The following is a 25,053-nucleotide window of genomic DNA, read 5'->3' as shown; positions in this document are numbered from 1 at the left end:
GAAGACCCGCGGGGCCACGCCGCGGGCGTTCAGGCCTTCGGGGCCACCTTCGAGAGGCCGTTGATGATGCGGTCCATCGCGTCGCCGCCCGTCGGGTCCGTGAGGTTCGCCAGCATCTTGAGGGTGAACTTCATCAGCAGCGGGTGGGTCAGGCCGCGCTGGGTAGCGATCTTCATGACCTTCGGGTTGCCGATGAGCTTCACGAAGGCGCGGCCGAGCGTGTAGTAGCCGCCGTAGGTGTCCTTGAGGACCTGCGGGTAGTTCCGCAGGGCCAGTTCGCGCTGGGCGGGGGTCGTCCGGGCGTGGGCCTGGACGATGACGTCGGCCGCGATCTGGCCGGACTCCATGGCGTACGCGATGCCCTCGCCGTTGAACGGATTGACCATCCCGCCCGCGTCGCCGACGAGCAGCAGGCCCTTCGTGTAGTGCGGCTGGCGGTTGAAGGCCATCGGGAGGGCGGCGCCGCGGATCGGCGTCGTCATGTTCTCCGGGGTGTAGCCCCAGTCCTCCGGCATCGAGGCGCACCAGGCCTTGAGGACCTCGCGCCAGTCCAGCTCGCGGAAGGCGGAGGAGGAGTTGAGGATGCCCAGGCCTACGTTGGACGTGCCGTCGCCCATGCCGAAGATCCAGCCGTAGCCGGGGAGCAGCCGGTCCTGCGGGCCGCGCCGGTCCCACAGCTCCAGCCAGGACTCCAGGTAGTCGTCGTCGTGGCGGGGCGAGGTGAAGTACGTGCGGACGGCGACGCCCATCGGGCGGTCCTCGCGGCGGTGCAGGCCCATGGCGAGGGAGAGCCGGGTGGAGTTGCCGTCGGCGGCGACGACGAGCGGGGCGTGGAAGGTGACCTCGCGCTTCTCGTCGCCGAGCTTGGCGTGGACGCCGGTGATGCGGCCGGTGCGGTCGTCGACGATCGGGGCGCCGACGTTGCAGCGCTCGTAGAGCCGGGCGCCGGCCTTCTGCGCCTGCCGGGCGAGCTGCTCGTCGAAGTCGTCGCGCTTGCGGACGAGCCCGTAGTCCGGGTACGAGGCGAGTTCCGGCCAGTCGAGCTCCAGGCGGACGCCGCCGCCGATGATCCGCAGGCCCTTGTTCCGCAGCCAGCCGGCCTCTTCGGAGATGTCGATGCCCATGGAGACGAGCTGCTTGGTGGCGCGGGGGGTGAGGCCGTCGCCGCAGACCTTCTCGCGGGGGAAGGCGGTCTTCTCCAGGAGCAGGACGTCGAGTCCGGCCTTGGCGAGGTAGTACGCGGTGGTGGAGCCGGCCGGGCCCGCCCCGACGACGATCACATCTGCGGTGTGCTCGGAGAGGGGCTGCTCGGTCACGGCGGAGTCTCCCGGAAGTTCGGCGATGAGGACGTATCGCAGTCTATGGGGGGCCGGTGCGGAGGAAGCGGAGGGTCACCCCACCGCATTCCCACAAGGTGAACATGTGTTCCCCTGCGCCGGACGGGATGGCAGATTGATCTTCCGTGACCGACTTTCGATTCGACCTACGGCGGGGCGCGCTGATCACGGCCGTCCTCGCCCTCCTCTGCTCGGTGTTCCTCGTGCTGCCCGCGAGCGCCGGTCCCGACTCCTTCGACGACTGCCCGCAGGGCCAGTTCTGTCTCTACGACGGCTCCGGGGGCACCGGTACCCGCCTGGACGTCGCCGAGGGCGGCAAGGACGAGGACCACCCCGGCACCACCCTCTCCGTGCAGAACAACACCCGCATGTGGGGCTGCGTCTACAGCACCGACCAGTACGGCGGCTACCTCCAGACCGTCAAGCCGGGCAACGACGACGAGTACGTGACCGACGGCGTCCGCTGGACCGTCGCCTCGTACAAGCTCGTGCCCACCCGCGCCCTGTGCTTCACCGGCTACGAGCGCTGCGAGAACGGCAAGGTCTGCACCTTCGCCGAGCGCAACGGGCGCGGCGCGATGACCGTCCACGTCCCGGCCGTCGACCCCGCCACCCAGAACCTCGGCAACAGCTACGGCGCCGAGGTCGCCCCCAAGTCCGTGTGGAACCGGACCGCCAAGCACCTGTGCTTCTACCTCAAGCCCGACTACACCGGCACCTGGACCGAGGGCACCACGTCCTACGGCGCCTACGTCGTGCTCCGCGGCGACAGCATCACCGTCCCCGGCTCCCTCGCGGGCGCGTTCCGCTCCCACGAACTCGTCAACGGAACCTCGGAGTGCCAGTGACCACGCCCCTGCGCCCGGCTCTCGCCGTGGCCGCCGCGCTCACCGCGGCCCTCGCCCTGACCACCTCGGCCGCCGCCGCCCCCGACTCGGTGAACACGTCGAGCGAGCTCGCCAGGAACTGGGAAGAGAGCACGGTCGTCGACCTGAGCGTCCCCGGCGTCACCCGCACCACGTGGATCGAGAAGAACCTCGACAACCGCGAAAGACCCCGCATCCTCCAGATCGTCGAGATCGACCCGCTCTCCGCCCCCATCGGCCTGGAGAGCACCATCGGCGCGGGCGACGGCGTGGCCGAGACGGTCGCCGAGCAGCTCGCCGGGGCCGGCACCTCGGCCCGGCACCCCGTGGCCGGTGTGAACGGCGGCCTGTTCAAGTCGGAGAAGAAACACCCCGACCACATCGTGGCCCCCCACACCGATCCCGCCGACACCGAGCCCACCACCCTCCAGCACATGGGCGTCGCCGTCACCGACGGCGTCCTGCACAGCTCCAGCTGCTGGAACGGAGGCAAGGGCACCTCGGGCGCCGTGATCCAGTACGGCGTCCCGTACATCACCACGCTCCTGACCAACCTCACGCTCACCGCCGCCGACGGGATCCCCGTCCACCTCGACGACATCAACCGGGACCCGGGCCGCGCCCGCGGCTGCGCCCGGGACGCCGATGACCGGCTCGTCCTCGAGTCGGTCTCCGGGCAGAAGGGCGTCTACACCGACCCCGACGAGATCGTCCTGTTCACCGACGACTACAAGTTCCCGGTGCCGAAGCCCGGTCTCGACCCGACGGTCACCACCGAGGACGACCCCGGTTTCGAGGTCGTCCTCGACTCCACGGACAAGGTCACGGCCGCCCGTGCGGGCCGCGGCGGTGCGACCGCGGCCGCGCAGGTCAAGGTCCCGTCCGGCGGCCGCATCCTCCAGGGCGTCGGCAAGGGCGCCACGTGGCTGCGCGACCACGCCACCGTCGGCACCAAGGTGGCGGTCGGCCAGAAGCTCCGCGACACCCGGCTCGACCGGGAGATCACGCTGGACCCGTCGGTCGACATCGTGAGCTCCTTCCACCAGCTGCTCCGCGACGGCTCGATCCCGCAGGAACTCCCCGACACCTGCAACCAGACGGGCCCGGGCAAGACGGTCGGCACCACGGTCTGCACCGACTCGCGGGTGGCGGTCGGCACCAACGTGAACGGCCGTCCGGTGCTCGTCACGCTGACCGGGCAGGTCCAGCCGGACAACAAGACCACCCACGAGGACGGCGCGTTCCTGCACAAGTTCGCCGAGCTCCTCGACTCCGAGGAGCTCGGCCTGATCGACGCGCTCAACCTGGACGGCGGCGGCTCGGCGACGCTGATGACGGGCACCACGACGCACACCCCGCCGACGGACCGGGTGAGCGGCGCATACGTGCACCGGCACGTGGCCGACACCGTGTACGCGGGGATCAGCGGCTACGGCATGTACGCCAAGTAGCCGCCGGGGACACCCCTCAGGCCTTGAACCCCCGGTGGAGCGCGACGATCCCGCCGGTCAGGTTCCGCCAGGCCACCTTCGACCAGCCGGCCTTCTGGAGCATGCCCGCCAGGGTCGGCTGGTCCGGCCAGGACTGGATGGACTCGGCCAGGTACACGTACGCGTCGGGGTTCGAGGAGACCGCGCGGGCCACCGGCGGCAGGGCGCGCATGAGGTACTCCTCGTACACCGTGCGGAACGGCGCCCAGGTGGGGTGCGAGAACTCGGAGATGACGACCCGGCCGCCGGGCTTCGTCACCCGGTACAGCTCGCGCAGCGCCGCCTCGGTGTCCTGGATGTTCCGCAGCCCGAAGGAGATCGTGACGGCGTCGAAGACGTCGTCACGGAAGGGCAGCTTCATGCCGTCGCCCGCCGTGAACGGCATCCACGGGTGGCGCTTCTTGCCGACCTGGAGCATCCCGATCGAGAAGTCGCAGGGCACGACGTACGCGCCCGCGCGGGCGAACGGCTGCGAGGACGTGGCCGTACCCGCCGCGAGGTCGAGGATCTTCTGCGCGGGGCGGGCGTCGACGGCCTTCGCGACCTCCTTGCGCCAGCGGCGGTCCTGGCCCAGGGAGAGCACGTCGTTGGTGAGGTCGTAGTTCGCCGCCACGTCGTCGAACATCGAGGCGACTTCGTGCGGCTGCTTGTCCAGGGTTGCGCGGGTCACTGGCGTTCGGCCTCGCAAGATCGGGTGCGGACGGATCCACCCATTCTGGCAGGCGGGGCCCTGCCGCCCGGAGCGGGCCCGCCGGGCGGCAGGGCGGGCGGCACGATTTCCCGGAACTCCTTTCAACCTTTCGGGACCGGGCGTGCTCAAGGACGGTCGAGCACGCGCACGCGCCACGACGGCGGGGGCACGACGGCAAGGGGAGAAGGAGTGCGATGGCAGTGTCGACCGAAGCGAGAGCCACGGAGTCGGACGTCGGGTCGGGGGGCGGGGCGGACGTCGGGCAGGGGGGAGCGGCGGACGTCGGGCAGGGGGGAGGGGCGGACGTCGGGTCGGTCGCCGGGTTCGAGGAGTTCGCCCGGGCCGCCCAGCAGCGGCTGTACCGCACGGCGTACCTGCTCTGCGGCGACGCCGAGACCGCCCGGGACCTGACCCAGACCACGCTGGCCAAGCTGTACCAGCACTGGCGGCGGGCGGGGGCCGCCGATCACCCGTACGCGTACGCCAAGACGGTGCTGACCCGCACCTTCCTGTCCGAGCGGCGGCGCCGGCTGCGCGACCTGCTCGCGCTGACCCGGACCGGGGGCACGGACCCGGCACCGGCCGCCGACCACACCGATCTGCGGGTGACGCTGCTCGGCGCGCTCGCCGAACTCCCGCCCCGGGCACGGGCGATGGTCGTGCTGCGCTACTGGGAGGACCAGAGCGTGGCCTCCGTGGCGACCCTGCTGCGGTGCAGCGAGGCCACCGTCAAGAGCCAGTGCTCCCGTTCACTCGCCCGACTTCGCGTACGCCTGGCGGATGCCGGGCTCTCGCTCACGGAAAGCTGAGGTCCACCGTGGAGAACAACGACAACACCGATCTGCTGCGCGACGCCATGGACCGGACGGTGGACGGTCTGCCGCCGCTGCCCGACCTCGCCCCGCTCGCCGTGCGCGAGGGCCGCAGGCGGCGGGCCCGGGCCCGGTTCGCGGTCGGGGCGGCGGCGTTCGGCGTGCTCACGGTGGGGGCCCTCGGTCTCACGCTGCTGCCGAGTCCGGGGACGGACGTCGCCGGGGTGGCGACGCACGCCGTCGGCGAGGCCGAGCGGGAGCGCCGAGCGGAGTACCAGCGGCGGATGGCGGCGCTGCTGGACGAGCGGCTGCCCGAGACGATCACCGACGTCCGCCCCGTGCAGGGCGACGTGGAGGAGTACCGGATCACGGCGGGCGGCGAGACCTTCCGCATGGTCGTGTCGGTGCAGCCTGAAGCTGATTGGATCACCCGGCTCTGCGCCCCCGCCTGCGAGGAGGACACGCGGCTGAGGCGCGGCCCGACCAGCGAGTGGCCGACCATCAGGTCGACCGTGCAGTACTACTACCGCAAGAGCGTGGCCTCGCTCACCGTCTACGCGGGGAAGGCGGTGGTGCCGGTGACGGCACGCGACATCTTCACCGTGGCCAAGGACCCGCGCTTCCTGGAGCTGGTGAAGGAAGCGGACGCGCGTCCGATGGAGCCGCCCCTGGGGAAGCCCACAGACCCGCCGCTGCCGCCCCTGGATGAGCCCGGAACGGTCTTCTGGACGGATCAGCGGGCGCGGTAGACCAGTCGGCCGCCGATCACGGTGGCGACGCACGTCGACGGGCCGAGCCGGACCAGGGCCGCCCGGTCCGGGACGTCGAAGACGGCGAAGCGGGCCGGGCCTCCCGGGGCCAGACCGGGCAGGAGGATCAGCGGCGCCGGCGAGAAGGACGGGCCGGCCGGGAGCTTGTCGGGGCGGCGGCCGACGGCCAGACCGGCCCGGCGCACGGCGTCCGCCGCCGCCTGGCCGCGGAGCTCGCCGGCTACCGCGACCGTCCCGTGCGCGAGCATCCGCTGCACGCCGCGGCGCGCGGACGCGCCCCGGCGCGAGGGGTCCATGCGGAAGATCCGCTGCGCCCGCTCCCCGGGGATCGGCTCGGTGCCGAACCCCGCGGCCTCGCGGGGGTCCGGGTGGTACATGCCTTCGAGCAACTCGGGCCCGTACGGGTTGAGCAGTCCGGGCGTGAGGATGCCGGGCCACTGCCGCACCCGCGCCTCGGGGCGCAGGGCGGCCAGGTCCTCGTACGGGCCGACGGCGGCGAGGACGGCGCCGTCGACCAGGACGGCGGTCTCGGGCGACGCCTCGGCGAAGTGGATCGTCAGCATGGGCGCCTTCAGTTGGCGTCGAGGAGCTTCAGCTCGGGGTGCGCCGTGCCGCCCTCGATCGCCGTGGACGAGATGTGGGAGGCGACGCGCTCGTCGACCGGGTCGTTCGCCGGGTCGTCGTGGACGACGAGGTGCTCGTACGTCGTGGCGCGCTGCGCCGGGACGCGGTCCGCCGTGCGGATCATGTCGATCATCTCGCGCAGGTTGGAGCGGTGCTTGGCGCCCGCCGAGGAGACGACGTTCTCCTCCAGCATGATCGAGCCGAGGTCGTCGGCGCCGTAGTGCAGCGTCAGCTGGCCGATCTCCTTGCCCGTGGTGAGCCACGAGCCCTGGATGTGCGCGATGTTGTCGAAGAACAGCCGGGCGATCGCGATCATGCGCAGGTACTCGAAGAGCGTGGCGTGCGTGCGGCCCTTGAGGTGGTTGTTCTCGGGCTGGTACGTGTACGGGATGAAGGCCCGGAAGCCGCCCGTCCGGTCCTGCACGTCACGGATCATCCGCAGGTGCTCGATCCGCTCGGCGTTGGTCTCGCCGGTGCCCATCAGCATGGTGGACGTCGACTCGACGCCCAGCTTGTGGGCGATCTCCATGATCTCCAGCCAGCGCTCGCCGCTCTCCTTGAGCGGGGCGATGGCCTTGCGCGGCCGCTCGGGGAGCAGCTCGGCGCCGGCGCCCGCGAAGGAGTCGAGACCGGCCGCGTGGATGCGGGTGATCGCCTCCTCGACGGAAACGCCGGAGATCCGGGCCATGTGCTCGACCTCGGAGGCGCCGAGGGAGTGGATGACGAGCTGCGGGTAGGCCTGCTTGATCGCGGCGAAGTGCTTCTCGTAGTACTCGACGCCGTAGTCCGGGTGGTGGCCGCCCTGGAACATGATCTGGGTGCCGCCGAGCTCCACGGTCTCCGCGCAGCGGCGCAGGATGTCGTCGAGGTCGCGGGTCCAGCCCTTCTTGGTGTCCTTCGGCGCGGCGTAGAAGGCGCAGAACTTGCACGCCGTCACGCAGACGTTCGTGTAGTTGATGTTGCGCTCGATGATGTACGTCGCGATGTGCTCGGTCCCCGCGTACCGGCGGCGGCGCACGGCGTCGGCGGCGGCGCCCAGCGCGTGCAGGGGCGCCGAGCGGTAGAGGTCGAGCGCCTCCTCGGGGGTGATCCGGCCACCCGCGGCTGCGCGGTCGAGAACGGACTGGAGCTCGGCCTTCTCGGTCACCGGGTACGTCCCTTTCGGAGGGGTTCTGATCGTCCGAACCAGCGTACGCCAGGGGTTCTCACGGCTTCCTCAGGGTGTTCCGCAGGGTGTCCCGCGGGTTCCGCGCGAGCAGCTCCACCCGGACGTCGGCCGGGAAACCCGTCGTCGGGCCGGTGCGGCGGGCGAACTCCCGCACTCCCGCGAGCTGCTCCGGGCCGAAGCGGAAGTCGAGTGTCCGGAAGTACCGCTCCAGGAGCTCCGCGTCGAAGGTCTCCCAGCGGGCGGCCTGCTCGGCGACCTTGGCGACCTCTTCGAGGGAGACGTCCCGCGAGGCCAGGAACGCCTGGTGCACCTCGTGGACGGTCTCCGGCTCGCGCGCCAGGTAGTCCTTGCGCGCCGCCCACACCGCGAAGACGAAGGGCAGCCCCGTCCATTCCTTCCACATGAGGCCCAGGTCGTGGACCTGGAGCCCGAGGCGGGGAGCGTCGTGCAGGGAGGCCCGGAGCGCGGCGTCGCCGATGAGGACGGCCGCCTCCGCCTCCTGCATCATCACGCCGAGGTCCGGCGGGCAGGTGTAGTAGTCGGGCTTCACCCCGTACTGCTCGGCGAGCAGCAGCTGGGCGAGGCGCACCGAGGTGCGGGAGGTGGAACCGAGCGCCACCCGGGCCCCGTCCAGCTCGCGGAGCGGCCGCTGGGAGACGATCACGCACGACATGACGGGGCCGTCACAGCCCACGGCGATGTCGGGGAGGGCGACGAGGTCCTCCGCGTTCCGGAGGTACTCGACGAGGGTGATGGGGCCGATGTCGAGGTCGCCCCGGACGAGGCGCTCGCTGAGCTTCTCCGGGGTGTCCTTCGTGAGCTCGAGATCGAGGAGCGTTCCGGTCCTCGCGAGCCCCCAGTAAAGGGGCAGGCAGTTCAGGAACTGGATGTGTCCGACGCGGGGCCGGCTGCGCTGGTGGGCGCCGGTTGCGTCGTCGGTTGCATTGTCCACATTGCGAGGCTAGACCCGCCTCGCGGCGCGGGCGTCGCCGGGGCTCACGACACGGCTGACATCAGCACGGAACCGCAGATCAAACATGCGAGTGACGTGATCTTTCCCTCTACCGCCCGCCGCATCCTGCGTGCTAGGCTCATTCGCAAGTTGCAGTTTGGTTTCCCTTGCAGTACAGAGCCTGCGGAGCATGTAACCCGCAGGCTTTTGTAGTTTTCAGACTTGTTTGCAGGTTCTGGAGCAGGGCAACCCTTTGGCCCAAGGAGGGCTTATGGCTACCGGAACCGTCAAGTGGTTCAACGCTGAAAAGGGCTTCGGCTTCATCGCCCAGGACGGCGGCGGCCCGGATGTCTTCGTCCACTACTCCGCGATCAACGCGAACGGCTTCCGTTCGCTTGAGGAGAACCAGCCCGTGACCTTCGACGTCACGCAGGGCCCGAAGGGCCCGCAGGCGGAGAACGTCACCCCGGCCTAAGGTGCCCGGGTCGGCGTCAGCGCTGGACTAGAGCAGTACCCAAGGAGCCCCGCTCCGCGCCTCAGGGCACGAGCGGGGCTCCTGCCTTTTCCCGCTCCCGCGCGGTCAGCAGGTGGGGATGACCGCCCCGTTGTTGTCGCGGGCCTCGTCGTTGCCCCAGCGGGACAGGTAGTACGCGGACACGTACGCTCCGTAGCCGTTCTTCCCGGCGTAGACGGTGTCGAGGTCGGTCCTGAGCCACCAGTGGTTGAAGTTCCCGGAGGCGTCCCGGACCTCCTGGCCCCAGACCTTGCAGAAGACGTAGTTCGTGCCCGCGTTCAGCACGCCCTGGGCGTCGTTGGTGTTCGCCTGGGCGTAACCGGTCGCGTGGGCGAAGGTGTCGACCCAGTACTTTCCGCCTCCGCCGCCCGAGCAGCCGTTGTCGCTCGTCAGGTACTTGGAGCCGTAGGAGCCCGGGTAGGGGGCGAGGGAGGCGCCGTTGATGACGATGGACTGGCCGACGCCGTTGTAGAGCTGCTCGTAGTGGCTGTGGGCGCCGGAGCTGTTGCCGGTGGAGCCGGTGGTGCCGATCTGCTGCCCCTGGGCGACCCGGGCGCCGTTGGCGACGGAGTAGGCGTTGAGGTGGAAGTAGTACGTCTTCCAGCCGCTGCCGTGGTCGACCACGATGTAGTTGCCCGCGCCGCTCGGCTGGGAGTAGCGGTAGGCGGTCCCGGACGCCGAGGCGAGGACCGGGGTTCCGGCCGTCGTGCCGCCGTCGGCGCGGATGAAGTCGAGGGCCTGGCGGACCTCGGCGGAGTGGTGGCCGTAGGTCCACTTCTGACCGCACGGGTAGGGCGCCTTGAAGAGCGGCGCCGCCTGGGCGGGGGTGGTCGTGACGAGCGCGGTGAGCAGGCCCGCGACGAGCGCGAGCAGGGTGCCGAGCGGGGTGATCCGTGCACGCATGCGTCCTCCGGTGATTGCCGGTGATTGCCAGTGGTTGCCAGTGGTTGCCAGTGGTTGCCAGTGATTGCAGGGGTCGACGCGCGTTGAACGCACCACAGCGTGCCGGAAGATCGCGTGCCGCAGTAGACCGCGAGGACCACACCCGTACGACGGCGGTTACGTAGTCTGGACACATGACCGAACGGAAACCGCCGGGCGTGAGCTTCGAGTCATTCGTCGACAAGCAGATCCGGGAGGCCTCGGAGCGAGGCGAGTTCCGGAGCCTCCCCGGCTTCGGGAAGCCGCTGCCCGACGACTCCGCCCCGTACGACGAACTGTGGTGGATCAAGGGCAAGATGCACCGCGAGGGCGCGTCCGTGCTGCCGCCCTCGCTGGCCCTGCGCAAGGAGGCCGAGGACGCGGAGGAGGCGGTCGCCGCGGCCGTCTCGGAGAGCCGGGTCCGCCGGATCCTCGGCGAGATCAACACGAAGATCGCCGAAGCCCTCGCCCGGCCGCCGGCCGGGCCCCCGCTCAACCTGACGCTCTTCGACGTCGAGGCGGCGGTGGAACGGTGGAAGGCGGAGAGGAGCCTCCCGTGAACGCCGTGCATCCCGTGAACAGCGCCGGTCTGCTGGTGGACTCGTTCGGACGGGTCCAGGAAGCCGTCCACGCGGCCGTGGAGGGACTGACGGAGGACGAGCTCGCCGCCCGGATCGACCCGGACGCCAACTCGGTCGCCTGGCTCGTCTGGCACCTCACCCGGATCCAGGACGACCACCTCGCGGACGCGTTCGACACGAAGCAGCTGTGGACGTCGGACGGCTGGGCCAGCCGCTTCGACCTGCCGTTCTCCCGGCGGGCCACCGGGTACGGGCAGACGCGCGCCGAGGCCGGCGCGGTGCGCGCGCCGGCGGAGCTGCTGCTCGGGTACCACGACGCCGTGCACGCGCGGACGGTGGAGCTGATCGGCTCGGTGACGAACGCCGACCTGGGCCGGGTCGTCGACACGGCCTGGGACCCGCCGGTGACCCTCGGTGTCCGGCTGGTCTCCGTGATCGCGGACGACCTCCAGCACGCGGGCCAGGCGGCGTTCGTCCGGGGCGTGGTGGAGCGGCGGGAAACGTCATGACGCGTGTCAGCGGGGGCTGGTAGCCTCCGCTCGATCTTCGCGTGAGGTGACGTTCGGTTGGGGGGGTACCACCGGCCGCCTCCGCGCGTCACGGCCGCGCCGCGCAGCCTGTGTCGCGCGCGGTCGGCCCCTGGGGAGGACCGCGGCCCGAACCGCGGCCCACTTGTTCGAGCGGTTCGTACAACCACTGATCACCCTCGCGAGTCCAACCGGACGTGGCAGTCGCCATGTCTGTTTTTCCTGGGGGGAATTGACCTTGCAGAACCGTTCGTCCGCTCGTCGCCGTCATCTCGTCGCCGCCGTGACCGCCGTCCTGGCGATCACCGCCGGTACGGCCGTGGCCGCCGGACCGGCCGCCCTGGCCGCCGGACCGGCGGGCATCACGGCCCCCGAGGGCGCCAAGGGCGCCAACGCCGAGGACGCGACCGTGCCGTTCCCGATCGGTGCGAAGATCGCCGGCGCCGGCGCCACCGGCTTCCTGACCCGGAACGCGGGCGGCGAGCTCCACTGGACCCGGTACGTGGACGGCATCTCAACCGAGGTCATGTACGCCGCGGGCGGCGGCGTCGACCGTACGGGCACGGACATCCTGGTCATCGGGGACTCGAACGCCCCGCACCTGATGCGCTCCGTCACGCTCCGGAACATGGCGGTCCCCGGCACGCCCCCCGTCCACTTCGACCTCGGCTCGCTGTGGGCCAGGTACGTCGAGGCCCTCGGACCGGACTCGGTCCTCGCCAAGCGGGTCGCCTCGGACGACACCGAGAAACTGCTCATCGTCACCGACGAGAACGGCACCGCCCGCGAACGCGAGGTGACCGGCCTCCCCGCCGACGCGAACGGCTTCTTCGCCGACGCGCCCGTCCTCGACGGCAAGATCCTCGTCGGTTACGAGACCGGCTCCTCCGACCTGCGCACGAACGCCCGTGCCGTCATCGACGTGACCACCGGCGCGGTCGTCGAGACCTACCCCGCCGGCGTGTCCGACACCCTCCACTCCCTCCACTCCCGGCTGGCCCTCTCGGCCACGCACGTCGCCTGGACCGCGTTCTCCGAGAGCGAGGGCATCGTCTACACCACGGTCGACCGGAAGACCCGCGTCGCGAAGCGGCACGCCTTCCCCGTCACCGACGAGTACTTCATCGGTCTGGCGGGCAACTGGCTGGTGTACGGCGCCCCGAGCGAGCTCACCGACAACGGGACGTTCCCGAACACCAAGGTGCAGGCCGTCGACCTGACGGCCGGTCCGACCTCCGAGCCCGTCGAAATCGCCGCGTACGCCAACTCGATGGAGTCCGCGGGCGACGGCTCCCTGCTCGTGCGCGGCGGCACGGTCGCGAACGGCGAGGGCCTCTACAAGGTCTCCTCCCCCGGCGGCGGGCAGCTCGCCGTCGAGAAGGTCGCGACGACCGGACAGCCGACCGCGCTGACCTACCTCGGCTCGCAGGTGCCGGCCGTCATCGACTTCGACCGGGACCGCGAGACCGAGCTGAAGTGGCGGATGTCCCGGCTCAACGCCGACGTCCACCTGAAGCTCACCCACAAGAGGACCGGCCAGTCCTACACCCGCCTGCTGAAGGTGCGCCGCGAGTACCCCTCCCAGCACACCTTCGACGACACCACCTTCGGCATCACCTGGCAGGGCCTCGTCGACGACCTCTCGCCGGGCGACAAGTCGGCCTTCAACGGCGACTACACCTGGTCCTTCCGCGCCGTCCCGCAGAACGGCATCGGGCCCGAGGTGAACGAGTCGGGCACCTTCACGGTGGTCCGCTCGGTCAAGCCGCACGACTACAGCGACAACGGCTCGCCGGACCTGTTCGCCCGGGACACGGGCGGCTCGCTGTGGCGCGTCGACACCACGTACGACTCGTACACGCGGAAACTCGCGCCCACGTACCAGCGGACGGCGGTCGGTGCCGGCTGGAACGCGTACGACCGGATCGAGTCCGTCGGGAACGTCGCGGGGACGAACGTCGCCGACACGATCGCCCGTGACAAGACCGGCGTCCTGTGGCTGTACCAGGGCACCGGCAACGAGACGAAGCCGCTGGGGACCCGTACGAAGATCGGCGCCGGCTGGGGCGTCTACAACCAGCTCGCGGGCGGCAGCGACCTGACCGGGGACGGCCGCGCCGACCTCGTCGCCACCGACAAGGCCGGGGACCTCTACCTCTACCCGGGCACCGGCAGCGCCACCACGCCCTTCGGCACCCGGAAGAAGCTCGGCGGCGGCTGGGGCGCCTACAACCAGCTGACGGCCGTGGGGAACCTGGCCGGAGGCCCGGCCGGTGACCTGGTCGCCCGCGACACGGCCGGCGTCCTCTGGCTCCACCTCGGCAAGGGCGACGGCACGTTCGCGACCCGCGTCAAGGTCGGCAGCGGCTGGAACGGCTACACCGAGCTCATCGGCTTCGGCGACGCGAACAAGGACGGCCGCCCCGACCTGTACGCGTGGGGTGGCCCGGGACGCCCGTCGTACGTCTACGCCGGTACCGGCAACTGGAGCGCGCCCTTCGCGGGCCGTACCCAGGCCGAGATCCTGATGTACGGCGGCGCGGGCTACCAGCACGCACTCTGACACCCACGACTCAAGAGGAAACGATCCTTTGAATCGCTCGCGCACCTCTTCCCGACGTCACCTCGCCGCCGCCGTCACCGCCGTCCTGGCGCTCACGGCCGGCACGGCCCTCGCCGTCACCCCCGCCACGGCGGCCCCCGTCCCCGGCCCGGCGGTCGGGCAGACGGCCGAGGCAATCGGCACGATCCCGCAGAACGCGCGGGTCACCAGCGCCGGGACCACCGGCTTCCTCAGCACGGTCCAGCACTACGACACCCAAACCACCGACTTCCTCTGGACGAAGTACGCCGACGGCTCCACCACCGTCCTGAACAGGCCGAACACCTCTTTCTTCGGCCGGAGTTCGGACATCGTCTGGGGCCATCAGCCCGGTTCGCTCTCGTACTCGATGTGGGACATGGCCAACCCGAGCAACGCCGTGGGCGGCACCTCGATGAACAACGGCACCTCCGTGCGCGGGGCCATCGGCTCGGCTCTCGTGACCACCACCGAGGACCGCAACACCGGCGCCGTGAGCGTCGGCATCCTCCGAGGGAGCAACACCGGCCAGCTGCCCTCCATCCCCGTCCCCGGCATCCCGGGCAACGCCAACCTGACCAAGGTCGTCCTGACGACGCCCGGCACGGCCGTCATCGTGTACGAGACGGGCCGCGCCGAAACCCTCCGCTACCACATGGCCGCCGTGGACACCGTGACCGGCGAGGTCCTGGAGACGCGCCCGGCGGGCTCGCTGGAGTTCGGCGACGTCGCGCTCTCCGCGACCCACTGGTCCTGGATCGAGTACGACTACCCCGACGGACCGCTCGGCGGGAAGCGCGTCGCCCTCCTCCACACCGCCCCGCGCGGCGGCGGCGCGCCCACGACCACCGACCTGGGCCTCGTCACCGGCGGCGCGTCGATGCGCACGGGCCTCCTGGGCGACTGGGTGACCTACACCAGCGTCGGTGGCTACCAGTCCAACGGCCCGTCGCCGTACTACCCGCTGGTCGCCCGCCCCCTCGGCGGCGGGGCAGCGGTCAAGCTCCTCGACCACGTCGTCACCGCGGTCTCGGACACCGACGGCAACCTCGTCGTGCGCGGCGGCAGCCTCACCGAGGGCGCGGGCGAGGGCGTCTACAAGGTCTCGGCGAACGAGACGGGCGGCGCGCCGATCGTCACCAAGGTCGCGACCTCGAACACCCCGACGGCGCTCGGGATCGTCTCCCAGGACGCCGCCCCGACCGTGGTCGACCTCGACAAGAGCCGGGGGGCGAGGTTCAGCTGGACCCTGACCCAGGCGAACGTGGACGGCACGTTCACGCTGAAGCACACCCGCACCGGCAAGACCGAGCAGATCTCCGTCTGGACCGACAACGCGTCGGCCAACCCCGGCAACAAGGCCACGGTCGACTGGTCGGGCAAGCTCGTCCACTCCTCCATCGACGCCTACAACGGCGACTACACCTGGGAGCTCCGCGTCAAGCCGCGCAGCGGCATCGGCCCCGAGGTGAGGAAGACCGGCGCCCTCAAGGTGGTCCGCAAGGCCGCCGCGCACGACTTCTCCGACAACGGCACCCCGGACATCCTCGCCCGGGACTCCGCCGGCCGGGTCTGGCGCGACGACATCAACAGCAGGACGCCCTCGGACGGCGTCCCCACGTCCACGCGCACGCTGCTCGGCTCCGGCTGGGGCGTCTACAGCCACATCGAGGCCGTGGGCAACGTCGCCGGCGCCTCCGCGGGCGATGTCGTCGCGAAGGACAAGGACGGCAACCTCTGGCTGTACCTCGGCAAGGGCGACGGCACCTTCGCACCCCGCACCAAGATCGGCCCCGGCTGGAACGCGTACAACAAGATCGCCGGCGGCAGTGACGTCAACGGCGACGGCTGGTCCGACCTCTTCGCCACCGACAACACCGGCGTCCTCTGGCTCTACAAGGGCACCGGCAACTGGAAGGCCCCGTACGGCGGCCGAACGAGGGTCGGCGGCGGCTGGGGCGCCATGAACCAGATCACCGCCGTCGGCGACCTCGGCGGCACCACGCACGGCGACCTCCTCGCCCGCGACACGGCCGGCGTCCTCTGGCTGTACCCGGGCACGGGCGGCACCGCCCTCGGCAGCCGCGTCCGGATCGGCGGCGGCTGGGGCGCCTACACCCACCTCGTCGGCGCCGGCGACATCAACGGCGACGGCCGCGCCGACCTGTTCGCGTACAGCCCGGGCGGCGGCTCGTACGTCCACCACGGCACGGGCAACCTCTCGGCGCCGCTCATGGGACGCCAGTTCCTGAACGTCTACCTGCCGGGCTCGACGGCACACAACCCGGTCATCTGACACACCCGTTCACCGACTGGGCGTGGTGCCGCCGAGGCGCCACGTCCGGTCTCTTCAGGGGGCAACACGCCATGAACCACGCGCACATACGCGGCCGCCCCCACCGGCCGGCCGTCGCCGTCACCGCCGTCCTCGCCGTCACCGCCGGTACGGCCGCCATCGCTCCGGCGACCGCCGCTCCTGTCACCACCGCGTCGGCCGCCACCGCCGCATCCGGCGCCACCGCCGCCGACCCGATCCGGATCCCGGCGACGTACCGGATCGTCGGCGCGGGCCCCTCCGGCTGACGGGCGGCACGTACGCGTACCGGTCGACGGGGCCGACGACGGCGGTGTTCGGCAAGACGATCACGAACCTGTACACGGGCGAGGGGACGAAGTTCACGTCCGTGTCGTAATGGACGCGACGGAGCTGGCGGCCCTGACGGACCGGACACATTCCGGACAGGCGTACAACCTTGCGACGCCCGCGGAGGTCATGTGGGTGCGGCTACGCCGCCGCACCCACAGCACCCGAGGGAGAACTCCGCTTTGTCCCACGCACGTACGTCCCGCCGCCACCTCACCGCCGCCGTCGCCGTGGCACTCGCGGCCGCCTGCATGGGCACGCTCACGACGGCCGGGCCGGCCGCCGCGACCCCCGGGGCCACGGCGACGACCGCCGCTTCGAGCAGCACGGCACAGGAGGGCGTCGCCGCGCTCCTCCCGGACTCCGTGGTCCTCGGCCACGGGCCGACGGGATTCCTGACCTCGCACAAGGGCGGCATGACCGGCGCGACCGTCCACCGGTGGACGCGGTACGCGGACGGCGTCAGCACCGTCCTGCCCGCGGGCGCATACCGGGGCGGCCTCGGTACGGACGTGATCGTGAAGACCGAGGGCAGCACGTACACGCTGTACGACATGGCCACGGGCGCCGCCCCCACGGTCATCGACACGAGCTCCCTGGGCGCGACCGCCACGCTCGCCGCGCTCCACGGCCCGACCCTCGTCATGCGGGTCCCCCGCGCGGCGGGCGGTGTCGACCTCCACCTCGTCGGCAAGCCGGACGGCACGCTTGAGGACCGTGTCGTCACCGGGATTCCGGCGGCCGCCCAGAACGTCGAGCACGTCGTGACCGCACCGGCACCGGGCACCCTGCTGATCCGCTACGCGGTCCCCGGGGAGCGGGCCTCGCGCGCCACCCTCGTGGACACCGCCACCGCCCGGGTCGTGGAGGACCGCGTCCTCACGGCCTCCGACGGCAACCCCGACGTGACCGCTTCCGCCACGCATCTGGCCTGGACCGAGCCGTACGCCTACGGCAGCGACTCCAGGGCCCTCCGGGTGGCCCCGCGCGGCCAACAGGAGTCCATCCGCGTCCCGATCGGCACGGGTGGCCGGATGGTGCTCGGGTTCCTGGGCAACAACTGGGTGACGTACGCCGACAGGGAGGGGTCCTGGTCGTACAGCCCCAACCCCCTGCACTCCCTGACGGCCAGCTCCCTGACCGACGGCCGGACGGTCAAGCTCCTCGACCTCACACTCCGCATCCTGCCCGGCAGCGACGGCGAGCTGCTCGTCCACGGCGCCACCCTCGAACACGGCGAGGGCCTCTACCGGGTCACCACCGGCCCGGACGGGACCCCGGCCACCACCCTCGTAGCGAGCACCGGCCGCCCCCTCGCGTACACCGTCACCGGCGTGAACATCCCCGCGACCGTCGACCTGACCACGGCGAGCGGTGACCCGACCCTGAAGTGGGACGCCACCGGCATCAGCTTCGGGAAGGTGACCATCGAGCTGACGCACACGGCCACGGGCCTGCGCCGGACCTTGCTCACCATCGCCACCCGCGGCGCGGCGCAGGCCTGGGACGGTCTGCTCGACGACGGCACGGCCGCCCCTCTCGGCGACTACACCTGGCGGCTGACGACGGAGCCCACCAACGGCATCGGCCCGAAGACCGAGCGGAAGGGCACGCTGAAGGTCGTCGGCAAGCCGGGGCCGCACGACTTCTCGAACAGCACCGCGCCCGACCTGCTCTTCCGCAGCGGCGGCCGGCTCTCGGTCTTCGACGCCCGACAGTTCCTGAACAGCAGCAGCAGCAGGGACACCCTGTCGGAGGTCGTCGTCGGATCCGGATGGGACACGTACGACCGGATCGTCACCCCCGGAAACCTGGGCGGCACCGTGCACGCCGACCTGCTCGGCCGGGACAGGAGCGGCGTGCTGTGGTCGTACGCGGGCACCGGCAAGCCCTCGGCCCCGCTCGCGACACGGGTGCGGGTCGGTGGCGGCTGGGGGATCTACAACCACCTCACCGCGGGCCTCGACGTCAGCGGCGACGGCCGCCGCGACCTCCTCGCCACCGACAAGGACGGCGTCCTGTGGCTCTACAAGGGCACGGGCTCCCCCACCTCGCCCTTCCGGCCGCGCGTGAAGGTCGGCGGCGGCTGGGGGATCTACAACAAGCTCACCGCCACCGGGAACATCGGCGGCGGCCCGGCCGGAGACCTCATCGCCCGTGACAGGAACGGCGTCGACTGGCTCTACCTCGGCAAGGGCGACGGCACCTTCGCCACCCGGACCCGGGCGAACAGCGACTGGGGCTACTACACCGACCTCATCCCCGTCGGCGACGCCGACCGCGACGGCCGTGCCGACCTCGTCGTCCGCCATGTGACCGGCGGCGACACGGGCAGCCTCTCCTTCCACCCCGGCAGCGGCGACTGGCGGAACCCCTTCCCGAAGACGGAGGGTATCGACGTGTCGCGGCGGTTCGTCCGCGACGGCTCCCTGCTGTTCTGACCCGCCACCCGAGCGCGTCGACGAGACCTCCTACGTACCGATCAACAGCTACCCCGTCATCGCGTTCCAAGGCGTGAGAGGGACTGTCGGGACGGTCGCCCAGACCGTCTTGCCGACGGACCGGTCCTTCACGCCCCAGGCGGTGGCCAGGGCGGCTACGAGCAGCAGCCCGTAGCCGCCCTCGTCGGGCTGCCCGGACGGTAACGGGCGGCGCTCGCCCCGCGCGTCGGAGAGTTCGATCCGTACGTGGTCGTCGCCGCGCTCCATCCGCACCTCGAAGTCCCTCCCCGGCACCCGGCCGTGGAGGGCGGCGTTACTGGCGAGCTCGGCGACCACCAGTTCGGCCGCCTCGGCGGCGCAGCCGGTCACGCCCCAGTCGCGGAGCTGCTGCACGGCGAGTAGCCGGGCCAATCGTGCGCCCCGGCGCGTGGCCGAGAGCCGGAGCGTGAACTCACCTGTTGGGGTGGCGGTTTCGGACTTCATGCCCCAGAGCCTGGGCCCCCGGCCGTACGCTGACCAGCAGCGACGCGACGACGCTGAGTGACTGTACGGGTGCGCCAAGAGGGCGGTACGGATGTCGGGGAACGTGGAGGAGAGGCCGGACCGGCCCTCCGAGGTGGACGGTACGGCGCACCTGTTTCGTGCGCTCGGGAAGATCATCAAGGTGCTGCGGAAGAACGCGGGCCTGAGCCAGGCGGAACTGGCGGACATCACGCATTGCAGCGAGGACCTGGTCTCCTCGATCGAACGGGGGGTACGGACTCCGCAGCCGGACTTCCTGATCCGTGCGGATCCGGCGCTGGGCGCCGGGGGCGTGCTGATCGCCGCGGTGGACGACGTACGGGAGGCGCTGGCGAAGGCACGGGTGCGGCACCCGGACTGGTTCCGGGACTTCGCGAACGCGGAGGCGGAGGCCGTCGCTCTGCACTACTACGAGGTGCAGGCGGTACCAGGCATTCTCCAGACGCCCACTTACGCAGAGGCCGTGTTCCGGTACCGCCGCCCCCTCTACGACGAGGAGACGATCGAGAAGCGGCTGGCCGACCGGCTGGCCCGTCAGGCGATCTTCGACAAGTGGCCGGGCCCGACGATGAGCTTCGTCATCGAAGAGTCGGTGCTGCACCGCCCGCTGGGCGGCCGAGACGCCTTCCGGGAGCAGTTGCGGCGCCTCATCGAGGTCGCCCGGCTGAGGACCGTCCACTTCCAGATCATGCCGAACGACCCAGATGAACACCCTGGCCTCGGCGGCTCGTTCACGCTGCTCACCCCCAAGGGGCGGCGGGAGGTCGCGTACACCGAGATCTACGGGCACGCCCGACTGATCACCGACCCCGAGGAGGTACGCATGTACACCGAGCGCTATGGGATCATCCGGGCGCAGGCACTCACGCGCCGCGAGTCCCTGGAGTTGATCGAGAAGATGCTGGGAGAGCTATGAGCACCACGGATCTGGCCTGGTTCAAGAGCAGCTACAGCGACGGCGAGGGCGGCAACTGCATCGAAGTCGCCTACCACTGGCGCAAGTCCAGCTACAGCGGCGGCGAGGGCGGCAACTGCGTCGAGGTCGCCGCCCACCCCACCACCATCCACCTCCGCGACTCCAAGAACCCCGAGGGCCCCCAGCTGGCCGTGGCCCCCGCCAGCTGGGCGGCGTTCGTGGCGTACGCGCGCGTCTGACCGGGAAGAGGGCGCTCAGAAGGCGAAGACGGGTGTCATCTTCGCCATCAGCTCGCACGCGTTCCCGAACTCCTTCTCCCAGGAGACGGGGGCCTCGTTGTACGTGCCCTCCGCCTTCGCCGTGACCGGGTCGTACTCGTCGGTGCAGATCATGTCCGGGTCGCCCTTCAGCTTGTCGAAGTCGCCGCCGGCGTCGTGGAGGGCGTCACAGGCCAGGGCCGCGGCCGGGTGGTTCCCGCCGGTGGGACGGCAGCCGAGGAACACGTCCTTCGCGAGACCGGCCGAGTCGGTGACCGTCAGATGCAGGCGGGTGGGCGGCTTCGACGCCGTGGCGATGGGGTCTCCCGGACCCGGACCCGGGGCTGCGGTCGCGGAGCCGGTGAGCCCCAGGCCGACGAGGGTGGCGACGGCGAGAGGGTAGGCGAGGGTTCTCTTCATACCTAGGATCTCCCCCTTGCCACCGGCACATTCATCCTCTTCGACGACGACGGCACTCTGATGGACGCAGTCGCCGCATCCCCCGGCTCCTGGTCCACCTTGATCTCGTACGCTGCGACCACAACGCAATCATGAGTAGCGGGCGGGGTGTTGCGTAACGCCCCGCGCGCTTCCCTGGGGGGATACGCACCATGAATCACGCGCACATACGCGGCCGTCGGCTCGCCGTGGCCGTCACCGCGGTTCTCGCCGTCACCGCTCTCGGCGGGACGCTCGTCACCGCCGCCGCGCCGGCCGCCGAAGCCGCCGTCGCGGGACCGGTGGCGCCGAACGCGGACGTCACGTTCCCGGCGGGCGAGAAGCTCGTCAGCGGCGGGACCACCGGGTTCCTCACCTCGAAGGACGACGGCGCGGGCGGGTCCGCGCTGACGTGGACGAGTTTCGACGACGGATCCACCTGGCCGGTACCGGCATCGCTCGCGCACCAGAGCCGTTCGGACACGATCGTCACCCGCGAGGGGTACCGCTTCATCCTGCGGGACATGAGCGCGAACGGGATCTCGACCTACGTGGAGCCGAAGGGCCTCGGGACGGACTACAAGGTCGCCGGGGCGGCCGGTTCGACGGTCTTCCTGAGCGTGCCGAACCCGACGTACGGGGGCGAGGACCTCTACCGGCTGACCCGCGTGAACGGCGTGCAGCAGCAGGAGAAGCTCACGCCCTTCGCCGGCGGCCGCGACTACAAGGTCCTGTCGCACTCCCTGAGCAGCGTGGTCGTCGTCTTCACGAAGGACGGCAGCACCGGACCGATCTACCGTCGCGCCCTGGCGGACCTCGGCGGCGGTTTCCTGAAGGAGGAGCAGAACCTCTCGCCCTTCGACCCGGCCACGGTCACGACCGCGATCAGCCCGTCGTACATCGCGTGGACGGAGTACGTCGACGGCGCCACCAGGGTGGCGATCGAGAAGCGGACCGAGTACGAACCCTTCAAGCGCATCTCACTGGGCGCGGGCTCCAAGGGTGTCGTGGTCGGGTTCTCCGGGGACTGGGTGCTGTACGGGGTGCCGGGCGGCCTCACCGCCCCGACGGCCAACCCGCTGTACGCGCTGACCGCGCAGAACGTCCTCACGGGCGAGACGCACCAGCTGCTCGACCACTTCACGACCTCGTCGACCGCGCCCGACGGGTCGATCCTCGTCCACGGCGGGAAGTCGACCGACGGCGAGGGGCTGTTCCGGGTCACCCCGGCGGAGTGGCCGCAGATCGCGCTCGCCGCGCGGACGCCGGGCGCGACGGCCTCGCCGCAGGTGCGGCAGAGCACCGTCCCGCCGGTGGCCGACCTCGACCGCAACGGCGGTCAGGTCGCCATGGAGTGGGAGCTCTCGCGGTACAACGTGAACCTGGACGTCACCCTGCGGCACAGCGCGACCGGGAAGACGTTCACGAAGCGGCTCACGCGGCCCTCGGCGCCCGCGCGGCTCACCTGGGACGGGCTGATCAACGGGGTCAGCGCCCCGAACGGCGACTACACGTGGAACGTCGTCCTCACGCCGACCAACGGCATCGGGTACCCGGGATACGCGTCGGGCGTCTTCAAGGTGACCCGGAAGGCCAACCCGCACGACTACAGCGACAACGGCTCTCCGGACCTGCTCGCGCGGGACGCGGCCGGCGTGCTGTGGCGGGACGACCTGCTCGACTGGCCGGTGGCCGGTCAGGTGACGCCGGCGAAGCCGCGCGTGCGGATCGGTACGGGGTGGAACACGTACAACCTGATCGAGGCGGCCGGGAACAACGGCGGCTCCGCCGTCGGTGACGTCCTCGGGCGGGACACGGCCGGTGTGCTGTGGAACTACCTCGGCAAGGGCGACGGCACCTTCGGGACCCGCATCAAGGTCGGGCCGGGCTGGGGCGTCTACAACAAGCTCGCCGGTGGGTCCGACCTGAACGGTGACGGCAAGGCCGACCTCGTCGCCACGGACGCGGCCGGCCTGCTGTGGTTCTACAAGGGCACGGGCAGCTCCACCGCGCCGTACGCGGGCCGCGTGAAGATCGGGTCCGGCTGGGGCGCCTACAACCAGCTGACGGCCGTCGGGAACATCGCCGGGGGTGTCGCCGGCGACCTCGTCGCCCGGGACGCGGCGGGCGTGCTGTGGCTGTACCTGGGGAAGGGCGACGGTACGTTCGCGGCCCGGACCAAGATCGGTACGGGCTGGGGCGGTTACAGCCAGCTGGTGGGTGCCGGCGACGCGAACAACGACGGTCGGCCCGACCTCGTCGCGTACGGGTCGGCGGGGACCCACGTCTTCCTCGGGACGGGGTCGTGGTCGGCGCCGTTCACGAAGACGGCGACCTCGCTGTACGCGGGCGAGGGGACCAAGTTCACGTCGGTGTCGTGACGGTCGCCTGACCCGGTACGGGTCAGGGCCTGCCGGTCGCGCCTCGGACCGCTCGCCGTAGCATCCGGGGCGTGACCTCCCGAAACTTCGTTCTCTTCGACGTCGACGGCACCCTCATGGACGCCGTCGCCAACCAGCGCCGCATGTGGCACCAGTGGGCCGCTCGGTACGGGCTCGACGGGGACGAGGTGTACGCCGTGGCCCTGCGGACGCGGCCCGTCGAGACCTTCGCGGCCGTCGCCCCGGGGCACGATCCGGACGAGTGCCTCGCCCTGCTGCACGAGCTGGAGGACGAGGACGTCCGTACGGGCGCGTACACGGCCTTCGACGGGGCGGCCGAGCTGCTCGCCGGCCTTCCGGCGGACCGGTGGGCGCTGGTCACGTCGAACTACGAGCACCGGGTGCGGGGGCGCTTCGAGCGGACCGGGCTGCCGCTTCCCGGGCTGATCGTGGACGCGGCCTCGGTGGCCGAGGGGAAGCCGTCCCCCGTCCCGTACCTGCTCGCGGCCGAGAAGCTGGGCGTGGATCCCGCGAAGTGCCTGGTCATCGAGGACGCGCCGTCCGGCGTCCGCTCGGGGCTCGCCGCCGGGATGACGGTCTGGTCGGTCAACGGCCCGGACCTGGTGGAGGGCGCCCACCGGCACTTCGACACGCTCGCGGAGGCGGCCCCGCACATCCTGACCGCTCTGCGCTGACAGGGGGCGGGCCTGCTTCGCGAGCTTCTGGTGGGACCACCGGACACGTCCGCCCCCGGGGCCCAAGCGACCCGCGTCGTTTCTGATGCCGTCTGCCATGCCACGGCTCAGGCGGTCCGACGGTCGGCGCCGGTGGCGATCTCGCGGGTGGCGTCGGCGATGGCTCGGTAGTCCTTGCGCAGGATCTTGGAGTGGTTGCTCGGGACCTTCGCGCTGATCTGGATGTTCGGGTTGCGGGTGGTGACGGGGGTGAGGTCGGCGCGGATCTTTTCCATCAGGACCGGGTCGCCGCCGAGGTTGCCGCCGGTGGCGAGGACGTACCGGGTCGGGACGGTGATGCGGTCGAAGACCGGGTCGAGGGCGGCGGGTGCGCAGAGTTCGTTGACCTCGATGTTGATCTCGGCGTGCTGTTCGGCGCTCATGCGGGCGGCCATGCCGAGTCGGCGGGCGATGGGGAAGACCGGGCTGAGGCGGCGGAAGAGCTTGCGGACCTGGGTCTTGGTGGCGTCGTCGAGCCACGAGTGGGGCATCGCGCCGTCGACGGAGACGACGCCGTGGACGCGGTCGGGGTTCTGGGCGGCCCAGTGGACGGCGAGCATGGCGCCGTAGGACCAGCCGACGAGGATGGGGCGCTCGATGCCTCGGGCGGTCAGGACGGCGTCGAGGTCGCGGAGGCAGGCGGCGAAGGTGTAGTCGCCGGAGAGTCCGGACTTGCCACGGGCGCGCTCGTCGTAGGTGATGTGGCGGTAGTCGCCGCCGAGTTCGGTGATGACGTGGCGCCAGTGCTTCTGGTCGGCGTAGGAGCCGTTGAGGTAGACGACGGGGCGGCCGGGGCCGCCGGTGTCGGTGACGGCGAGCTGGGTGTCGTCGACGGAGACCGTTCCGGTCCAGGCGGCGGGGTGGGTGGTGGCGGTGGAGGTCATGG

24 protein-coding genes are annotated in these 25,053 nt (G+C 71.2%); 15 read left to right on the top strand and 9 right to left on the bottom strand.

The features are described 5' to 3' along the window. Positions 1–29: 29 nt before the first annotated feature. A complete protein-coding gene (locus tag ACFWWU_RS09990; protein ID WP_359671378.1) occupies positions 30–1,316 on the bottom strand; it encodes a geranylgeranyl reductase family protein in 1,287 nt (428 codons plus the stop codon). A 146-nt stretch (positions 1,317–1,462) separates the two neighbouring features. Between ACFWWU_RS09990 and ACFWWU_RS09985 the strand changes: the two genes are divergently transcribed. Next, on the top strand, positions 1,463–2,185 hold the full coding sequence (locus ACFWWU_RS09985; RefSeq protein WP_384141663.1) for a peptidase inhibitor family I36 protein: 723 nt from the start codon (positions 1,463–1,465) through the stop codon (positions 2,183–2,185). Further along, on the top strand, positions 2,182–3,654 hold the full coding sequence (locus tag ACFWWU_RS09980; RefSeq protein WP_384141660.1) for a phosphodiester glycosidase family protein: 1,473 nt from the start codon (positions 2,182–2,184) through the stop codon (positions 3,652–3,654). Before ACFWWU_RS09985 ends, ACFWWU_RS09980 begins: the two co-directional genes overlap by 4 nt. Before the next feature lie 16 nt (positions 3,655–3,670). Here ACFWWU_RS09980 and ACFWWU_RS09975 read toward each other — a convergent pair whose 3' ends face one another. Further along, complete coding sequence (locus ACFWWU_RS09975; protein WP_329621806.1) at positions 3,671–4,363, bottom strand: demethylmenaquinone methyltransferase; 693 nt, start codon at positions 4,361–4,363, stop codon at positions 3,671–3,673. Positions 4,364–4,578: 215 nt separating this feature from the next. Between ACFWWU_RS09975 and ACFWWU_RS09970 the strand changes: the two genes are divergently transcribed. Together ACFWWU_RS09970 and ACFWWU_RS09965 are read left to right on the top strand one after the other, a co-directional pair. Further along, complete coding sequence (locus ACFWWU_RS09970) at positions 4,579–5,193, top strand: SigE family RNA polymerase sigma factor (RefSeq protein WP_384141656.1); 615 nt, start codon at positions 4,579–4,581, stop codon at positions 5,191–5,193. A gap of 8 nt (positions 5,194–5,201) precedes the next feature. Continuing rightward, on the top strand, positions 5,202–5,945 hold the full coding sequence (locus ACFWWU_RS09965; protein WP_384141653.1) for a hypothetical protein: 744 nt from the start codon (positions 5,202–5,204) through the stop codon (positions 5,943–5,945). Here the strand turns inward: ACFWWU_RS09965 and ACFWWU_RS09960 are convergent. From ACFWWU_RS09960 to ACFWWU_RS09950, 3 genes are read right to left on the bottom strand one after another with little or no spacing between them, the layout of a single operon-like run. After that, complete coding sequence (locus ACFWWU_RS09960; RefSeq protein WP_384141650.1) at positions 5,930–6,529, bottom strand: hypothetical protein; 600 nt, start codon at positions 6,527–6,529, stop codon at positions 5,930–5,932. The genes ACFWWU_RS09965 and ACFWWU_RS09960 overlap by 16 nt on opposite strands. An 8-nt stretch (positions 6,530–6,537) precedes the next feature. After that, positions 6,538–7,737: a cyclic dehypoxanthinyl futalosine synthase gene (gene mqnC, locus ACFWWU_RS09955; RefSeq protein WP_384141647.1), complete on the bottom strand. Its 1,200-nt coding sequence runs from the start codon at positions 7,735–7,737 to the stop codon at positions 6,538–6,540. Positions 7,738–7,795: 58 nt separating this feature from the next. Then, the gene (locus tag ACFWWU_RS09950) at positions 7,796–8,710 is read right to left on the bottom strand and encodes a menaquinone biosynthetic enzyme MqnA/MqnD family protein (protein WP_384141644.1); all 915 of its coding nucleotides are present in this window, start codon (positions 8,708–8,710) and stop codon (positions 7,796–7,798) included. A gap of 271 nt (positions 8,711–8,981) precedes the next feature. On the opposite strand from ACFWWU_RS09950, the gene ACFWWU_RS09945 reads away from it, so the two are divergent. Further along, entirely contained in the window at positions 8,982–9,185 is a 204-nt protein-coding gene (locus ACFWWU_RS09945) for a cold-shock protein (RefSeq protein WP_376445150.1), read from the top strand. A gap of 105 nt (positions 9,186–9,290) precedes the next feature. Here ACFWWU_RS09945 and ACFWWU_RS09940 read toward each other — a convergent pair whose 3' ends face one another. Beyond that, a complete protein-coding gene (locus ACFWWU_RS09940) occupies positions 9,291–10,127 on the bottom strand; it encodes a M23 family metallopeptidase (RefSeq protein ID WP_384141641.1) in 837 nt (278 codons plus the stop codon). A gap of 173 nt (positions 10,128–10,300) precedes the next feature. Here ACFWWU_RS09940 and ACFWWU_RS09935 point away from each other — a divergent pair, with 173 nt between their 5' ends. From ACFWWU_RS09935 to ACFWWU_RS09910, 6 genes are all read left to right on the top strand, one after another. Then, positions 10,301–10,705, top strand: a complete 405-nt coding sequence (locus ACFWWU_RS09935; RefSeq protein WP_384141638.1) for a DUF1992 domain-containing protein — start codon at positions 10,301–10,303, stop codon at positions 10,703–10,705. Positions 10,706–10,719: 14 nt separating this feature from the next. After that, positions 10,720–11,235 (top strand): DUF664 domain-containing protein, encoded by a 516-nt coding sequence (locus ACFWWU_RS09930; RefSeq protein WP_384141898.1) that lies wholly within the window; start codon positions 10,720–10,722, stop codon positions 11,233–11,235. Positions 11,236–11,536: 301 nt separating this feature from the next. Continuing rightward, positions 11,537–13,816 (top strand): FG-GAP repeat domain-containing protein, encoded by a 2,280-nt coding sequence (locus tag ACFWWU_RS09925; protein ID WP_384141636.1) that lies wholly within the window; start codon positions 11,537–11,539, stop codon positions 13,814–13,816. A 28-nt stretch (positions 13,817–13,844) separates the two neighbouring features. Next, complete coding sequence (locus ACFWWU_RS09920; protein WP_384141633.1) at positions 13,845–16,130, top strand: FG-GAP repeat domain-containing protein; 2,286 nt, start codon at positions 13,845–13,847, stop codon at positions 16,128–16,130. 71 nt (positions 16,131–16,201) lie between these two features. Continuing rightward, complete coding sequence (locus ACFWWU_RS09915; RefSeq protein WP_384141631.1) at positions 16,202–16,417, top strand: hypothetical protein; 216 nt, start codon at positions 16,202–16,204, stop codon at positions 16,415–16,417. A 243-nt stretch (positions 16,418–16,660) separates the two neighbouring features. Then, positions 16,661–18,919, top strand: coding sequence for an FG-GAP repeat domain-containing protein (locus ACFWWU_RS09910; RefSeq protein ID WP_384141628.1), 2,259 nt, complete (start codon positions 16,661–16,663; stop codon positions 18,917–18,919). A gap of 48 nt (positions 18,920–18,967) precedes the next feature. On the opposite strand, the gene ACFWWU_RS09905 is transcribed toward ACFWWU_RS09910, so the two are convergent. Continuing rightward, complete coding sequence (locus ACFWWU_RS09905) at positions 18,968–19,402, bottom strand: ATP-binding protein (RefSeq protein WP_384141625.1); 435 nt, start codon at positions 19,400–19,402, stop codon at positions 18,968–18,970. A gap of 91 nt (positions 19,403–19,493) precedes the next feature. On the opposite strand from ACFWWU_RS09905, the gene ACFWWU_RS09900 reads away from it, so the two are divergent. Both ACFWWU_RS09900 and ACFWWU_RS09895 read left to right on the top strand, forming a co-directional pair. Then, complete coding sequence (locus ACFWWU_RS09900) at positions 19,494–20,357, top strand: helix-turn-helix domain-containing protein (protein ID WP_384141623.1); 864 nt, start codon at positions 19,494–19,496, stop codon at positions 20,355–20,357. Beyond that, positions 20,354–20,596 (top strand): DUF397 domain-containing protein, encoded by a 243-nt coding sequence (locus ACFWWU_RS09895; RefSeq protein WP_384141620.1) that lies wholly within the window; start codon positions 20,354–20,356, stop codon positions 20,594–20,596. Before ACFWWU_RS09900 ends, ACFWWU_RS09895 begins: the two co-directional genes overlap by 4 nt. 15 nt (positions 20,597–20,611) lie before the next feature. Here ACFWWU_RS09895 and ACFWWU_RS09890 read toward each other — a convergent pair whose 3' ends face one another. Beyond that, positions 20,612–21,034, bottom strand: coding sequence for an SSI family serine proteinase inhibitor (locus tag ACFWWU_RS09890; RefSeq protein ID WP_384141617.1), 423 nt, complete (start codon positions 21,032–21,034; stop codon positions 20,612–20,614). A 191-nt stretch (positions 21,035–21,225) separates the two neighbouring features. Between ACFWWU_RS09890 and ACFWWU_RS09885 the strand changes: the two genes are divergently transcribed. Both ACFWWU_RS09885 and ACFWWU_RS09880 read left to right on the top strand, forming a co-directional pair. Continuing rightward, positions 21,226–23,433 carry an FG-GAP repeat domain-containing protein gene (locus ACFWWU_RS09885; RefSeq protein WP_384141614.1) on the top strand — a complete coding sequence of 736 codons (2,208 nt, stop codon included), beginning with the start codon at positions 21,226–21,228 and terminating at the stop codon, positions 23,431–23,433. A gap of 71 nt (positions 23,434–23,504) precedes the next feature. Next, complete coding sequence (locus ACFWWU_RS09880; RefSeq protein ID WP_384141611.1) at positions 23,505–24,128, top strand: HAD family hydrolase; 624 nt, start codon at positions 23,505–23,507, stop codon at positions 24,126–24,128. Between the two features lie 107 nt (positions 24,129–24,235). Here the strand turns inward: ACFWWU_RS09880 and ACFWWU_RS09875 are convergent, their stop codons facing one another. After that, positions 24,236–25,051 (bottom strand): alpha/beta fold hydrolase, encoded by an 816-nt coding sequence (locus ACFWWU_RS09875; RefSeq protein ID WP_384141608.1) that lies wholly within the window; start codon positions 25,049–25,051, stop codon positions 24,236–24,238. Positions 25,052–25,053: the final 2 nt, after the last annotated feature.

The sequence above is a fragment of the Streptomyces sp. NPDC058650 genome (genome assembly GCF_042717315.1).
Taxonomy (GTDB): domain Bacteria; phylum Actinomycetota; class Actinomycetes; order Streptomycetales; family Streptomycetaceae; genus Streptomyces.
This window is presented reverse-complemented; position numbering and strand designations above follow the sequence as displayed.